The 15,050-nt window shown below is 70.9% G+C and carries 12 protein-coding genes; 8 read left to right on the plus strand and 4 right to left on the minus strand.

The window, feature by feature from the left end; all coding sequences use genetic code 11:
* Nucleotides 1-3: 3 nt before the first annotated feature.
* The 3 genes from cas1e (at nt 4) to ACFVS6_RS05660 (ending at nt 3,936) form a co-directional block, all read left to right on the plus strand.
* Nucleotides 4-954: a type I-E CRISPR-associated endonuclease Cas1e gene (gene cas1e / locus ACFVS6_RS05650; protein WP_389700918.1), complete on the plus strand. Its 951-nt coding sequence runs from the start codon at nt 4-6 to the stop codon at nt 952-954.
* Nucleotides 951-1,298, plus strand: a complete 348-nt coding sequence (gene cas2e / locus ACFVS6_RS05655; RefSeq protein WP_389700920.1) for a type I-E CRISPR-associated endoribonuclease Cas2e — start codon at nt 951-953, stop codon at nt 1,296-1,298. Before cas1e ends, cas2e begins: the two co-directional genes overlap by 4 nt.
* A 994-nt stretch (nt 1,299-2,292) precedes the next feature.
* Nucleotides 2,293-3,936, plus strand: coding sequence for a D-alanyl-D-alanine carboxypeptidase family protein (locus ACFVS6_RS05660; protein WP_389700922.1), 1,644 nt, complete (start codon nt 2,293-2,295; stop codon nt 3,934-3,936).
* A 140-nt stretch (nt 3,937-4,076) separates the two neighbouring features.
* On the opposite strand, the gene ACFVS6_RS05665 is transcribed toward ACFVS6_RS05660, so the two are convergent.
* Together ACFVS6_RS05665 and ACFVS6_RS05670 are read right to left on the minus strand one after the other, a co-directional pair.
* Nucleotides 4,077-4,757 (minus strand): hypothetical protein, encoded by a 681-nt coding sequence (locus ACFVS6_RS05665; RefSeq protein WP_389700924.1) that lies wholly within the window; start codon nt 4,755-4,757, stop codon nt 4,077-4,079.
* 325 nt (nt 4,758-5,082) lie between these two features.
* On the minus strand, nt 5,083-5,910 hold the full coding sequence (locus ACFVS6_RS05670; protein ID WP_389700926.1) for a hypothetical protein: 828 nt from the start codon (nt 5,908-5,910) through the stop codon (nt 5,083-5,085).
* Between the two features lie 159 nt (nt 5,911-6,069).
* On the opposite strand from ACFVS6_RS05670, the gene ACFVS6_RS05675 reads away from it, so the two are divergent.
* Both ACFVS6_RS05675 and ACFVS6_RS05680 read left to right on the plus strand, forming a co-directional pair.
* The gene (locus ACFVS6_RS05675; protein WP_389700928.1) at nt 6,070-7,020 is read left to right on the plus strand and encodes an RNA-binding protein; all 951 of its coding nucleotides are present in this window, start codon (nt 6,070-6,072) and stop codon (nt 7,018-7,020) included.
* Between the two features lie 506 nt (nt 7,021-7,526).
* Nucleotides 7,527-8,639: an FUSC family protein gene (locus ACFVS6_RS05680; protein ID WP_389700929.1), complete on the plus strand. Its 1,113-nt coding sequence runs from the start codon at nt 7,527-7,529 to the stop codon at nt 8,637-8,639.
* A 192-nt stretch (nt 8,640-8,831) separates the two neighbouring features.
* On the opposite strand, the gene ACFVS6_RS05685 is transcribed toward ACFVS6_RS05680, so the two are convergent.
* On the minus strand, nt 8,832-10,103 hold the full coding sequence (locus ACFVS6_RS05685; RefSeq protein WP_389700931.1) for an FAD-binding oxidoreductase: 1,272 nt from the start codon (nt 10,101-10,103) through the stop codon (nt 8,832-8,834).
* A gap of 433 nt (nt 10,104-10,536) precedes the next feature.
* Complete coding sequence (locus ACFVS6_RS05690) at nt 10,537-11,622, minus strand: hypothetical protein (protein WP_389700933.1); 1,086 nt, start codon at nt 11,620-11,622, stop codon at nt 10,537-10,539.
* Nucleotides 11,623-11,842: 220 nt separating this feature from the next.
* Between ACFVS6_RS05690 and ACFVS6_RS05695 the strand changes: the two genes are divergently transcribed.
* From ACFVS6_RS05695 to alc, 3 genes are all read left to right on the plus strand, one after another.
* Entirely contained in the window at nt 11,843-12,847 is a 1,005-nt protein-coding gene (locus ACFVS6_RS05695) for a methyltransferase (protein ID WP_389700935.1), read from the plus strand.
* 69 nt (nt 12,848-12,916) lie between these two features.
* Nucleotides 12,917-13,552, plus strand: a complete 636-nt coding sequence (locus ACFVS6_RS05700; RefSeq protein ID WP_389700937.1) for an NIPSNAP family protein — start codon at nt 12,917-12,919, stop codon at nt 13,550-13,552.
* A gap of 315 nt (nt 13,553-13,867) precedes the next feature.
* Complete coding sequence (gene alc, locus ACFVS6_RS05705; RefSeq protein ID WP_389700939.1) at nt 13,868-15,016, plus strand: allantoicase; 1,149 nt, start codon at nt 13,868-13,870, stop codon at nt 15,014-15,016.
* Nucleotides 15,017-15,050: the final 34 nt, after the last annotated feature.

A 15,050-nucleotide genomic window follows, 5' to 3' on the forward strand; every position in this document is an offset into this window, starting at 1 on the left:
GCGATGGGCACCGTGGCACAACGCCGCGCCTCGTCCCCGCGCGATCTGACACGAGTCGGGGAACGGATCTCCTTCATCTACCTCGAACGATGCGTCGTGCACCGCGACGACAATGCCATCACCGCCGAGGACGCCGAAGGCACCACCCACATTCCCTCCGCCACGATCGGCACGTTGCTGCTCGGGCCGGGGACACGCGTCACCCACCAGGCGATGAGTGTCCTCGCGGACAGCGGGGCCGCCGTCGCATGGGTCGGCGAGCAGGGAGTGCGGTACTACGCGAGTGGGCGGGCGCTGGACCGGTCGTCCGCTCTCGTGGAAGCGCAGGCCACCCGCTGGGCCAACCGCCGCACCCGCCTGGAGGTTGCCCGGGCGATGTACCAGCTGCGGTTCCCGGACGAGGACCCGGCGGGCCTGAACAGGCAGGAGCTCCTCGGCCACGAGGGCCGTCGCCTCAAGGAGTGCTACCGGCTCCAGGCCGAACGCACCGGGGTCCCCTGGCACGGGCGCCATTACGTGCCGGGCGACTTCACCGCCGGCGATGCCGCGAACCAGGCGGTGACCGCCGCCGCCCAGTGCATGTACGGCGTCGCCCACGCGGTCGTGGCCGCGCTGGGCTGTGCCACCGGCCTCGGCTTCGTCCACTCCGGGCACGAGCTGTCGTTCGTGCTGGACGTGGCCGACCTCTACAAGACGGAGATCGGAATTCCCGTCGCCTTCGACGTGGCGGCCGAGGGCGAGGAGGACATCGGATCCCGCACGCGGCGTGCGCTGAGGGACCGGATCAACAAGACACGCCTGCTCGACCGCTGCGTCGACGACATCAAGATGCTGCTGCTCCCCGCCGGTTCGGCTCCCGCGGAAGGCGAATTCGCCGATGTGGTCACGCTCCAGTCGGACCGAGAGGTAACGGTCCCCGGCGGCCGGAACTACGCGGACGAGGTGACCTGGTGACGGTCATCGTCCTCACCCTCTGCCCGGCCGGACTCCGAGGGTTCCTGACCCGCTGGCTGCTCGAAATCTCTCCAGGAGTGTTCATCGGAGGACCGTCGGCGCGCATCAGGGCGGTGCTGTGGGAGGAGGTGAAGCAGTACGCGGGGAACGGACGCGCCCTCATGGCCTACAACACGAACAACGAACAAGGCTTCGCGTTCGAAACCCACGACCACAAGTGGCACCCGATCGACCGAGAGGGCGTCACCTTGATCCACCGCCCGAGCGACCGCGACACACGACCCCCATCCCCGACCCAGGGCTGGAGCAAGGCTTCCAAGCGCCGACGATTCGGTACGCGTTGATCCTCTTGGTTGATATGCCGCTATCTCTGCGAGCGAGTCAGAACAGCCCCGACCGCAGACAAGCGCGCAGCTGAGGAAACTTGCTCCCCGCACCTGCGGGGATGGTCCCCTGCTCGCCGGATACGTCTACCTGTGCGGGATCTGCTCCCCGCCTTCGCGGGGATGGCTCGCGCGCAGAAGCGGATCACCCATTGCCTCTCGGTGGGAGAACGAGCGTCATACGAAGGAGGCCGCGGCAGGGCCCGTCCGGGGCCTGTGGGACGAGCCGCAGGCAGACGCCGGCACGCCAAGTCTTCGGAATGTGACCGAACGGTCACAGCCGATCGGGGACGGAACGCGCAGGTCGTCGCGGGCCTCTACGTCGACGGAGGGTCGTCTGAGGGCCCTTGATATCGGGGAAGAACCGGCGCGGGCGCCGGATGCAAGAGCAAGGTGGGGGCGCGGGATGGACGCGGAAACGGTGGCGGGCGCGGGTGTGAAGGGGCGGAAGCCGGAGGAGGCTCCCGCGATGGAGGAGAAGCACGAGGATCGACGGCCCGACACCGACCGATCGGACACCTTCGCGGCGGGCGTCGAGGCGCCGGCGCTGGACCCGGAGACCGATGAATCGGAATCCACCTTCGAGGATGATGCGGATGCGGATGCGGATGCGGATGCGGAATCGGCTGAGCCGGCCGGGGGCGAGGGTGCGAAGGATGGCGGGGAGCCGGGGGAGGAGCCCGCGGACCAGGGCGATGACTCGGGTGGGAAGCAAGGGAAGAAGGAATGCGCGCCGAAGACGTCGCCCAATTCGGAGTCCGATCCGGAGTCAGGGACCGCAGCTGGGCTCGATAAGGAGGCCAAAGCGGAAGCCGTTTCCAAGCTGAGGTCGGCTGTCGAACCGGAGGGCACTGGACTGGCCGGAGACCAGCCGACCGGTGACGAGACGGAGGGGTCGGACGCCGCACCCGCGCGTGACTCCGAATCCACCGCGGAGTCCGAGCCTGACGAGGAGTTGGAACAGGACACCGACCAGCCTGCGGAACCCGAGAAGGTTGCGAAGGCCGATGAAGCCGCCCCTGCGGCTCCGGAGGTTTCGGAGGTTTCGGAGGAGTCCGAGGTCCCGAAGGGCGGCGGCGACGACGGCACCGCCGTCGTGGAGCGCGACGCCGAGCGCACGAGCGAGTTCCTCTCCCTCAAGGACCTCGCTCCGAAGCCCGCCCCGAAGCCCGAAGCCGCACGCGCGCCCGAGCCCGAGGCCAGACCCCGGCCTCAGCACCAGCCCCAGCCTCAGCACCAGACCCACCCCCCTGCGGAGACGACGCGCGAGGCCCCGTTGCCTCCCCTGGAGTTGTTGGCCGAGCTGACCAACACCGCTCCCCGGACGGAGACGCCGCGCCGGACCCTCACGCGTCGCGTCAAGGTGTGGACACCGATCCTGCTGCTGCTCGCCGCTTCGGCGGCCGGTGTGCAGTTGCTGCGTCCGCTGCCCGAGCCGCAGCTCGTCGGGTTGCGGGACGAGCACGTCGTGGACGGTACGACGACGCTGCCCTGGCCGGAGAAGGGGCAGGCCGCCGTGCGCGTCTCGGGCTCCGGGGACGTCGGCTTCTTCGGTGAGCAGAAGCCGGTGCCCACGGCCAGCGTCGCCAAGGTGATGACCGCGTACGTGGTCCTCAAGGGGCATCCGCTGCGCAAGAACGATCCCGGTCCGCGGATCGAGGTGGACGCCAAGACGGTGGCGGAGGGCATGGCCGAGCACGAGTCCCGGATTCAGGGGCTGAAGCAGGGGTCGAAGTTCAGCCAGTCGGACATGCTGAAGATGCTGATGATCCCGTCGGGCAACAACATCGCGCGTCTGTTGGCCCGTTGGGACACAGGCTCGGACTCCGAGGCCGCGTTCGTCGCGAAGATGAACGCCGCCGCCAAGGAGCTCGGCATGAACGACACGACGTACACGGACCCCAGCGGTCTGGACGCCGGCACCGTCAGCACCGCCGCCGACCAGCTCAAGCTGGCCGAGGCGGTGATGAAGGAGGACGCGTTCCGTGCGGTCGTCTCCCTGGCGCAGGCCCCCATCGAGGGTCTATCCGCGCCGCTCATCAACAACAACGGCAATCTGCTGCTCGCCGACGGTCTGAGCATCAAGGGCATCAAGACCGGTTCGAGCACCCCGGCGGGCGGAACGCTGATGTGGGCGGCGTACAAGACGGTCGGTGACCAGACCCCGCTGATCCTCGGCACGATGATGGACCAGCACGTGGACGGCCCTGACGAGGACGGCGCGAACAGTCTGACCCTGGTGAAGGAGAACAGCCGCAAGGTGATCGAGGCCGTGCGGGCGGCCCTGGCTTCGACCCCGGTCATCCGCAAGGGGCAACTCGTGGGCCATGTCTCCGACGGCCTCGGCGGTTCGACGCCGCTCGTCGCGACGCAGGATGTCGCCGCGATCGGTGTCCCGGGCCAGCGGCTCCGGCTGACCCTCGACACCGCCGCGGGCCCCGGAGGTGCTGCGAAGCCGCTGCCGCGCGAGGCGAAGGCGGGCACCGTGGTGGGCGTGCTGACGGTCGGCGACGGCGCCGGGGCCAAGAGCGTGCCGGTCGCGTTCGGGTCGGCCCTCGTCGAGCCGTCGTTCACGGCGCGGATCACGCGCCTGTCCTGACCTGCCGACCGACACCGAGCGCCCGCGCGGATCCTTCCCGCGCGGGCGCTCTCGCGTACGCCGGTCGTCCGCGCGGGGCGGGTTCGCGGGTCCGCGGGTTCGCCATGTCGATCGGCCGTTGCTCCGTTCGTCGTGCGACGTCACGAGTTGAGCTTGCTCATCTGTGCTGTGACGACCACGGCCGGCTTCTCGGTCGCTGCGGATGCGTTGTGTGCCGTGAAGCTCGCGATGGTGGTGCCCTTGCGCACCATGACCGCCTCGATGACCGACTTCTTCCCGTCCGACTGCTGCTCGGCGGTGATGGCCACGCTCTCGTCGCCGACCCTGGTGGTGCTGTCGGCCACCACCTTGGTGATCCTTATGGTGCCGGTGCCCCCGAGCGCGTTGAATCCGCTGCCGCATTTGGCCCCGCCGGCCTTGACGTCGGCGAGGATCGTGCCGGCCTTGGTGCCGAACCAAGAATGCAGGGACACCTTGGTGACGGTTCCGCCCTTCACCGCTTGGGTGTGCACTTGACCCCCGGTGCCGGTCATCGCGCCGCCCAGGAGGAGGGTGGCCAGGTCCCGACACTCCGGCCGGTCGGCGGATACGAGTCCTCCCTGCATCGCCTCCTCGACCTTGTGGCCGGGCAGGTCCTGTCCGGCCACAAGGAGTGTGGACAACTGCTCCTCGCTCATGGGCTTGGCCTCAGGGGGAGTTGAGGGCGTGCTCGCCGACGGCTTGGCGGCGCGGGGTGTGGTGCTTTCCGCGCTGCCGCACGCGCCGGTCAGCACGACCGCGGAGGCGGCGAGGAAGGTGATGCAGAACGGACGAAACTGCATGACGGGTTCTCCAGGAAGAGTGATGGGCTCGGTGAAGAGGGTGATGGGGCTCGGTCGTGGTCGGCACGGCGATGGAACGTACAGCAGGTCCGCGGGCGGTGACCGCCCACCGGCATGTGGTGAGCGCTCGCGCTGATTCTGCGTGCAACGGTTGGTGGACCGGTCGGTGCCTCCCTTGCAGCGGATCGACGAAGGTCACCCATTTCGCCAACATGTGACCTTCCGTCAGATGGCGGCCGGGGGTGGCGAGTGTCCCCGTGAGGGGGCGCGACCACCTGGTGGGGAACTGCCAGACGCTGGATCGGCCGCAGGTCGGGCGGTCGGATCAGGAGGCCCAGGGCAGTCGTACGGCCTCGATCTCCGAGTCGGTGAGCAGAGCCTCGACGAGCGGGGCCGGGCCGGCGACCTTGGTGGCCCGCAGGTCGTAGTCCGTGCACAGGACCCAGGACCGGTCGTCGGCCCAGAGGTTGGAGGGGGTCCACGCGTCTTCTTCGGGGTGGTCGTACAGGACCTTCGCGTCTGCGAGCCGGCCTGCGCGGACGTGCAGGTTGTCGAAGTCCTCGGCCCCTTGCCCCAGCGGGGTGTAGTAGGCGAGGCAGCGGCTGCCGGCGCCCTGCGGGCTGTGTTCGATGAGGATCTCGACCAGCCGGTTCCAGTCGGAGCGGTCCAGGCTGCCCTCGGACGGACTCGTGATGCCGACCGGCCACCCGCCCGACTCGCGGAGCGAGGGGAAGGAGGTGGGGCCGGGCAGTCGCCCCTCGGCGACAACGGGATCTCCGGTCCGCCGGGCGAGCTCCGCCCAGCGCAGGCGGCGATGGCGTGGTCCGGGGTGCTCGCCCGTGGACTTGGCGAAGGGGTCCGAGGGGTCGGTGAACACGTCCGCGGGGTCGAGCCCCGGGATGATCGCGGCGCCGGCGCCGGCACTGTTGCCGCAACTGTTCAGGAAGGCCCGTTGGTACTCGACGTACGACATGTCGAAGGGCCCGAGTTCGTGTTCGTACATGGCATGGAGCACCCAGGCCGCGTCGGGCAGCGCCGGCGGCATGAACCCGGTGAGCCCGTCCTCGGCCACCAGTTCCCTCAGCCAGTCGGTCTCCGCGGACGCGGCGAGCGGCCAGCGGGCGGCCGCCCGAGCGGCGGAGTTCTCGTACATCGGCTCAGGATATGAGCGCAGACCCGGTGCTGCTCCAGTGCCTCCCCAGTCCGGCCGGAGACGTGTGCGCCCGCAAGAGGGTGGATCCTTGACCTCCGAGAGTTTCGGAGACGGGTCCGCCGACTACGCCCGCGGCCCTTCGTCAGACCAGGGAGCAGCGTGCCGACTGCCTTCGTTCACCGGATAACCAAGTACGACCCCGCCGACCGGGACGAGCACGGCCATTACGTCGGGGTCGAGGGCACGGAAAGTGATCACGGGCCGGTGGAGGCGGCATACCTCGAAGCGATCGCCGCCTTCGCGAAAGCCTGTGACGTCGACCGGTTGGAGATCCGGGAACCCGGCGTCGCGGGGGCCGTCCATTTCGGTGGGGAGCCGCTGGTTGCCGGGCACGGCCTCGGAGGGCTCTTTCCCCCCGATCTCACCGGCTTCCACGACGGGGCGAAGGTTTCCCTCCCGGTGGCGCTGGAACTGGTGCGGATCATGCTCCGCGGCCAAGGGGCCTGGTGCGGACTGGAGGCCGAGAACAGATTCGCCGTGCACGTGGGGTGGGACCTGTACGTGCACGTGGGCAGCGATGGGCCGTGCCCGGATGCCGTGGCCCGAACACGGGCGCTCGGTCTCTTCCCGGAACCGGTAACGGCCTCGCCCCATACGGCGGATCTTGAGGAACGCGAGGTGACAGCGGCCGCCGACGCCGACTTCTGGACGCGCCTTCGCACCATGTCGGCGTCGGCGCCGGCGGTGCTCCTGGAGGAGAACCACGTTCGCAACGCCACCCGCTGGTACCGCCTCACGGAGGCGAACCTCGACGCGGTGCGCGCCGGTCTCACCCCACGCGCTCTGCTGACCGTCTGGCCGGACCTGAATCCCGACGTCGACGCGGTCCTCGCCGCGCTGCCTGAGGACGGGTCCGTGGAGTTCGTCTGGGAGACACAGGACGGAAAGATCACCCACGTGTCCGCCGACAGCTCCGACCACGAGGAACTCGCGTTCCTCGTGGCCGATGCGAAGGCAGCCTGCGCCCTGTCCCCGTACGTCGACGAACGCCACCCCCTGGCCTGTGCTGCCCTACCGGACAGCGACGGTGTACTGCGCGCCCGCTGGTGACCGGCTCACTCGGTACCGGCGTCGACAGCGCTACGCGCCGTAGTCGTCCAGCGGCGCCCATCAGGGGGTTCTGACCGCGCTTCCGCGATGGCCACAGCTCGGCATGACCTGGCACAACGTCCAGCGTTTCGCCGGCGCCGCCCGCCCGGACGACCTTCCCTGCCCCCGCACTGTTACCGCAGGGACCGGAGCGCGGCAGGAACGCCGTCATCGCCGGCCCGACCCTGCCCTGGAGCTCGGGCGTCGGCTCCGATCGTGAGCCACGCACACGTACGCGCTTCGGAGCCTCGCTTCGGGGTCGCGCTTCGGGAGGGAGGATCCTCCGGGGGATGGTCCGAAGGCAGGACACGCGGAGCGGTGGATCGCTGGTGTGCTGGTGGCGACCGCGTGACCTGTACGCCCGCGAAGGACTCCGTATGGACCGCCCCGGCCCTCGCCCCACGACACATCCTGCGTGTCCGCCCGCCCCCGGGGCCGCCGGCGTCCGGGCAGCCCTCGCCCTTGCCGTGCCCCTCGCCGTCGGACTCGCGCTTCACCAACCCGGGTACGGTGCGCTCGCCTCCCTGGGCGGACTCCTCGGCGTACTCGCCGCCACGGCTCCCGACCGCCGGAAACGGCTACGTACGGTCACCGGTTGCCTGCTGTTCGGCGCTGCGGGAGCCACCCTCGGCGGCCTCGTCGACGGTCGCGGCTGGACGGCGTTCGCGGTACTGACGACGTTGGCACTGCTCTCGGGGGTACTGTCGGCGCTTGGACGCGCGGCCTCCCTGGCAGGGCTGATGTTCCTGCTGAACGCGGTCCTGGCGGCCGGAGTGCCACCCTCCACCACGCCCTGGTGGATCCCGCCGCTCCTCGTGGCAAGCGGTGGCGTCCTGGTACTGGCCCTGCTCCTCTGCGCACCCACCCGGCTTCCAGGACCATCGCCCCGCCGGTTCCGCACCGATGTACCTGCATCGATTGGACCGGCATCGATTGGACCGGCGTCGGTTGGACCGGTGTCGACCCAACCCGCCCTGCGGACGGCAGCCGCAGGCGAAACACCGGCCCGCCGATTCGGCGCCCACCTCTCCTCACCCACCCCGTGGAGCTACGGTCTCCGGCTCGCCCTCTGCGTGGGGTGCGCGGAGCTCCTGGCCACACTGCTGCCCTACGAACGGGTCTACTGGGTGCCCGTCACCGTGGTCTTCGTTCTCAAGCCGGACCTCGGATCGATCCTCTCGCGTGCCCTGCTGCGGGCAGCGGGCACGGCCGCGGGACTACTGACCGGCATCGCGGTGTTCACGGCCGTCCCGCGAGGCTGGTGGGACGTGCCCGTACTGATGCTGCTGGGCGCACTGCTCCCCGCCCTGTCCCGCCGCGGCTACGGTTTCCAGACCGCGGCCATCACCCCCGTCATCCTCCTGCTGTCGGACTTGAGCAACCTCGAAGGCGGAGAGCTGGTGGGACAGCTCATGTGGGACAGCCTGATCGGCTGCTCCCTCGCGCTGCTGATGGGCCACTTCCTCTGGCCGGGCGCCCGACGGGCCGCCCGGACCGGACGGCACCCCTCACCCGCCGCGGTCGCTTCCGGCCACGCCGCCGTGGCCGGCCGGCCGAGGCTGCTCCCGGTCGGACGATGACCCGGCCGTGTCGAGCAGCCAACGGCGAGCGGAAGGGCGGAAGAGCGGAAGAGGGGAAGGGCGGAAGGGCGGACGGAAGGCCGGACCCCGGTCCGGCCAGGGCCGCGCCCCCGCCTTGCGCGGGTGCGGTCCGATTGTCGGCGCTACCAGTGATGGCCAGTAGTACCCGTGGTGCCAGTGATGTCGGTGGTGTCAGTGGCGACCGGGGGCGAAGATCCCGTGCGGGTCCAGGGCCCGTCCGAGCAGGTCGCGCACGGCGGTGTCCGGTCCCGGTCCGGTTGGCGTCATGGGGTGGTCGATGTCGGTGCGGTAGACGCCGAACCCTTCGCGCGCGAAGGATTCGTGCAGTCGGTCGAGGGTGCGGTGAGCGTCTCGAACCGCCTCCGCGTCCTCGGGCGGGAACCCGAGGGTGACGACGTGGTCGAGGGCCTCGGAATCGAGCACGTTCATGGTGATTCCCGGCGCTGCCGTACGTCCGACCAGGCAGCTCCGGGTCAACGCGGCCGCCCGCCGTACCGCCTCGCCCTCGAACGGAACGATCGGCAGGAACAACAGCAGTCCACGCGCCTGGTCCAGGCAGCGCGCGCAGTGCCCGGTCTTGCGCAGGAAGAGCGTGTCGTTCGGGTCGGCCCCGCCCGCGTAGGCGTGTTGCACCCATGGGTCGGCCGCGTGCGCGGGGCCGGGACCGAGGCCGCAGTCGGTGTCCCGCAGCCGTCCCGAGACGATCTCCGTCGTCGCCCGCACCAGATCCGCGTCTCCCGCGAGGCCGATGTGGGCCAGGTGGCGGCCCGGAGTGCCGTACGTCCGTGCGGCCACCGGGTCGTAGATCTTCGTGGTCGGCGGGATCAAGCCCTGCTCGGTCCATCCGCGCAGGCTCTCCACGCCGCGCTCCAACTGCCCTTCGTCCAGGAGCACCGGCAGTACCCGGACGCTGTCCGGGCGGGGCAGGAGCCGGACGGTCGCGGCCGTGACGGCTGCCCAACCGGACTGCGTGAAGAGGTGGTTCAGGGAGGGCCCTCGCCCGTGTGGGCGCACTGCTGTGCGACCCGTCCCCGGCCACCAGCCGGTACGGGCCGTCCGGCCGTCGGCGAGGACGAGTTCGAGCCCGGCCAGGTCTTCCGTCCGGCCCCGTTGCAGACCGACACCGCGCTCCAGCAGGCTGCCGACGACCCCGGCGTTCTGGGACGCGCCGGTGAGGTTGACGATGCGGGGAGTCCCGGTGAGGCGGGTGGCAAGCCGGCCCTGGGTGACCCCGGGCTCGACGATCGCGTACCCGCGCCGGACATCGACCTCGCGGATCCGGTCCAGTGCGGACAGGTCGAGTACGGTCGCGCCGTCGCGGACGGGGCTGCGGGAGCCGAGGCCCCAATTGCGGCCGGTGGCGACGGGGTGCAGAGCCGCTCCGTCCGCCGCGGCTGCCCGCACCGCCGCGACGACCTCTGCCACGGACGTGGGCCGCAGCACCCCGGCCACCCGCCGCGCTCGGAACCGCCCCGCTTCCGGACCGAGCCGCTCGGGCCGGGCCGGCTGCGGGCCCCCACCTCCGGACCCGCAGGAAGCACACGCGAGCGAGGCGTTCGGTCCCGCCGGCGGTGTGTGGAGCGCGTCCTGCGCGGGCGCCGGATCAGGCACGTTCGCGGTGCGGAGGCCGGGACGGGACTCGGGGAGGGACACCTGTGGTCTCCAGACTGCGTGACGGACGATGCCCGCCGCTCCCGACCGTACCGACGGGCTGTGGGACCGGGGGAGGGGAGGGGACGGTGAACTGAGCGGGACGGGAGCTTGAGTCGACGGTTCGACGGTTCGTTTGACGGTTCGACGGTTCGACAGGGAGCCCGGCAGCAGGGAGCAGGCAGCAGGGACCCTGCCCGGCCGCCGCCGTGCGGGTCGGAACCCCTCAGTGCTCGGGGAGGCCCGCCTCGGGCGTGAGTTGCCGCAGCCGCTGATCGGCGAGCTTGCGGGCCGCCGTGACGCCACTCTCCGCGGTTCCGGCCGCCGTCGGCGCCCCGGACGTCCGTGCGTCGGAAGGGGCGGTCTCGGAATCCCGTGCGGAGGCGGGTCGGTCGGCGCCCTGGCGGGTCTGGGCCATCAGGAGACTGGGCTCGGTGGCGCCGCCGAACCGGTCGCAGACCCACACGTGCGCGTCGTAGAGCCGGCTCACGCCCGCGTGCACGGCGCCGGCCGATCCCGGAGCCAGGCGCTCCAGCCCACCGTCACGCTTCAACATGCGCATGACGGCCACGAGTTGCTGGTGGTCCCGGGTCTGCAGGCCGCTGAACCCGGCGTTCACCGCGGGCGGCACCATGGTGTCCCGTACGCCGCCGTAGCCGTGCGGGGGGAAGTCGGCGGCGTACCTCATCGAAGCCGTGGCGCTGCCGCACAGCCAGGTGAACTCGCGCACCGCCTCCTCCTCCCGCACGGATCCGGCCGCCCGGTCCACCCCCGACAGGGCCGAGGCGAGCAGCTGGAGCATGACGAAGAATCGCTGATGTCCGATCAGCCAGCGCTGATGCGCTGCTGCCGAGGGGTCGACCGGGGCCCACTCCCGGTGCTTGACGGGTACCGACAGGCCCCCGGTGAGGAACGCCGTGACGCCCAGCAACGCTCCGCCCGGGTCCTCGTCGAGCGTGGTCCCGCTCTCCGCCAGGTCCTCGCTCACGAGCAGGTCGCTGACCAGCACGGCTTCGGCAAGGAGGGCTGCGCTGTCGCCCCGTACCCGCTCCACCTCGAAGTGCCGGTCGTGGATCCGGCTGCCGGCCGGCGGCTCGAAGAGGGCCTGCGCGTCGGCGTCGGGTGCCGGCGTCGCCCAGGCCAGCATCTGACGGGCGGCCACGACGTCGGCCATCGCCGCGCCGTATGCCACGGGGGCCCGCTCCAGCAAGGCGCCCAGGGCCCGCCCGACGGCTGCCGTGCCGATGGGTAGTTCATCCGGGAGTGGCAGCCGGAGCGCGATCGACGCACTGACGTTCGAAACATGAGTCACAACAGTCTCCCAAAACCCCAGTGGTTACTATCCGAGTCGGTTCGACTACTCTAAGTGGCTCAGTGTGGTGCTCCGGCCCACCTCTGTTCCCACCGAGCCCACCCGGGCCAGATCGGATGCCAAGTTGTCGACCGTGCCCCGCGTGCACCCCGTCCCGGAAGCCGCGCCGAACGCCGCTGTCCTCCCCCCGGGCGTACCCGCTCCCACGCCCATTCCGCTGATGGAACTCACCACCGGCTTCTGGCGGTTCAAGGCGCTGGCCGCCGCCGTCGACCTCAGCCTGTTCACCACGTTGTCCGGACTCGGCGAGGCGTCCGCCGCAGAACTGGCCGTCGCGCTCGACCTCGACCCCCGGCCGACCCGGATGCTCCTGGCCAGCTGCACGTCACTCGGTCTCCTGGTGCGCGAGAACCACCGGTACCGCAACGGCGAAACCGCCGAGCACTTCCTCGTCGAAGGGCGACCGCACTGGTTCGGCGGCTTCGTCCGCTACTCCGACCGGCACGCCTACCCCGCCTGGCACCGCCTTCAGGAGGCCCTGCGCACCAACCGTCCGACCACCTGGGACTCCGACGCCCAGCAGTCCGCCTTCGTCACCACCGACGCCGTGATCCTCGAAGACTTCTGGGGGGCGATGTTCACGCTCTCCTCCTTCACGGCCAACGCCCTCGCGACCGCCCACGACTTCACGGCCCACCGCAAGCTCCTCGACGTGGGCGGCGGCACCGGAGCGTTCCCCACCGGCCTCTGCCGCCACTACCCCCACCTGAGGGCAACCGTCCTGGACCTGCCGCGCGTCACCGCGATGGCCCGCGAAAAGATCGCCGAACTGGGCCTAGACCACGCCATCTCCACCCACGACGGAGACTTCCTCACGGACCCGGCCCTGCCCGAGGGCCACGACGTGGTCCTGCTGAGCATGATCCTTCACGACTGGGACGAGGCCACCAACCGCGCCCTGCTCGCCAAATGCCACGCGGCCCTGCCTGCGGGCGGCGCCGTCATCATCTGCGAACTCGTCCTCGACGACGACGAGAGGGGCCCCGCACCGGCCGCCCTCATGGGACTGAACATGCTGATCGAGACACGCTCCGGCCACAACTACACCTACGCCGAGTACACCGACTGGCTCACCGGGGCCGGATTCACCGACATCACGACCGTCCCGCTCGCAGCGGCCGGGGCGAACGCGGCCATCGTGGCGCGCAAGCCCTCGACTCGATGAGCGACACCGAACACGAGCGGCCGGTCCACTGACAGGAGGTGTCAGTGGACCGGCCCTAGCCTCCGGGTCATGAACAGCCTCCGGGTCATGAACGACATCGTCGAACTCCGCCAGTACACCCTCCACCCGGGCGCCCGGGACACCCTGGTCGACCTCTTCGAGCGGGAATTCGTCACGGGGCAGGAGGAGGTCGGCATCACCGTGGGCGGGCGGTTCCGGGATCTCGACGACCCGGACCGCTTCGTATGGCTACGCAGCTTCCCTGACATGGCGACACGCGAGCGGGCCCTGCACGCCTTCTACGGCGGCTCCGTCTGGCGGGCACACCGCGAGAGGGCCAACGCGACCATGATCGACTCGGACGATGTGCTCCTGCTGCGCGGACCGGGCCTCGCTGCACCGAGCACCACGGGACCCGTCGTCGCGACCATCTGCCACCCCCTGGACCCCGCGGCGTTCGCCGACCACTTCGAGCGACGCCTGCGCCCCGCTCTGACCGCTGCCGGAACCCCCGCGCAGGCCGTACACCGCTCCGAGCACGCGGAGAACACCTTCCCCGCGCTGCCGATCCGGACCGATGCGGACGTTCTGCTCTGGTTCACGGCCGGGCGCGCGCCACTCCTCCCGGACCTCTCGACCCGGCTCAAGTCGGCCCCGCAGCAACTCCGACTGGGGCCCGTGGGGGCGGCGGCCCCGGAGGCCTGATCGATCCGATGCGGGGGAGACGATGACGACCACGACGCGCTACGGCCGGCGCGGGGACGCGCTCATGAACGACCGTCGGGCAGCCGCCCCACGGCGGCGGTGGGCTCGAACGGCGGTATGACCGGCCGGGAGCGTCCGCGCCCGCCGGAGGCCACCCGGCGGCCGCCGGCCGAGGGGCCGTAGAGCCAGACCGTTCGGATTCACTGAAATGAAGGATCGAAAACATTCGATGGACGTAAGTGATCGCGGGCCGCGAAAGTTGCCCGTGTCACCCCAACTCCCCAGCAGGAGAACACAGAGAGGCGTCCCTCACCCATGAGCCCTTCCCCCGCCGACAACTCCGTTCCCACCGATTCCGCATTCGCCGCCCCCTACGTCTCCGGCGACCCGTACGCCGACTACCGCGGCAGCGACGCCCCCTTCACCCGGCTGACCGACCTCGCCGACCGCCGGCTCGGAGCGGGCGTCGTCGCGGCCAACGACGAGTTCTTCGCGGACCGCGAGAACCTCCTCTCCCGCACGCCGGCCGCCTTCGACGTCCACGACTACGGGAACAAGGGCAAGGTCATGGACGGCTGGGAGACCCGCCGCCGCCGCGGGGCCGACGCCGACCACCCCTTCCCCACGGACACCGACCACGACTGGGCCCTGATCCGCCTCGGCGCGGCCGGTGTCGTCCGCGGCATCGTCGTGGACACCGCCCACTTCCGCGGGAACTTCCCCCAGCAGGTCGGCGTCGAGGCCGCCGCGTTCGCCGGCACGCCCTCCGTCACCGAACTCCTGGAGGACGACGGCGCGTGGGAGGTGATCGTGCCCCGCACCCCCATCCGCGGCCACGCCGCCAACGCCCTCCCCGTCGCCTCGGACCGCCGCTGGACGCACCTGCGGATCAACCAGCACCCCGACGGCGGCATCGCCCGCCTCCGCGTCCACGGCGAGGTCGTCCCCGACCCGGCATGGCTGGACCTGCTCGGAACCTTCGACGTCGCCTGCGTCACCAACGGCGGCAGTGTGACGGACGCGTCCGACGGCTTCTACTCCTCGCCGGGCAACACCATCATGCCCGGACTCTCGCAGAAGCAGGACGACGGTTGGGAGACCAGGCGGCGCCGGGACAAGGGCAACGACTGGATCGAGTACCGGTTCGCCGCCCGGAGCGAGATCCGTGCGGTGGAAGTCGACACCGCCAACCTCAAGGGCAACGCCGCCGGTTGGGTGTCACTGTCGGTCAAGGACGACGAGGCCTCCGAGGCCGCCGACTGGACCGAGGTTCTGTCACGAACCGCTCTCCAGCCCGACACCCTGCACCGCCTCCCCCTGCCGGTCCCCGTCACCGCCACCCACGCCCGCCTGGACATCCACCCCGACGGAGGCCTGGCCCGCCTGCGCCTCCACGGCAACCTCACCCGGACCGGCGCCGCCGCCCTGGCCGCCCGCGTGACCCGGGCGACGCGGCAGGGCTGAGCCCACCCGTCCGAACTCCGGCCCGCGGACGTCC

It is taken from the genome of Streptomyces sp. NPDC057939, assembly GCF_042887545.1.
Classification (GTDB): Bacteria; Actinomycetota; Actinomycetes; order Streptomycetales; family Streptomycetaceae; genus Streptomyces.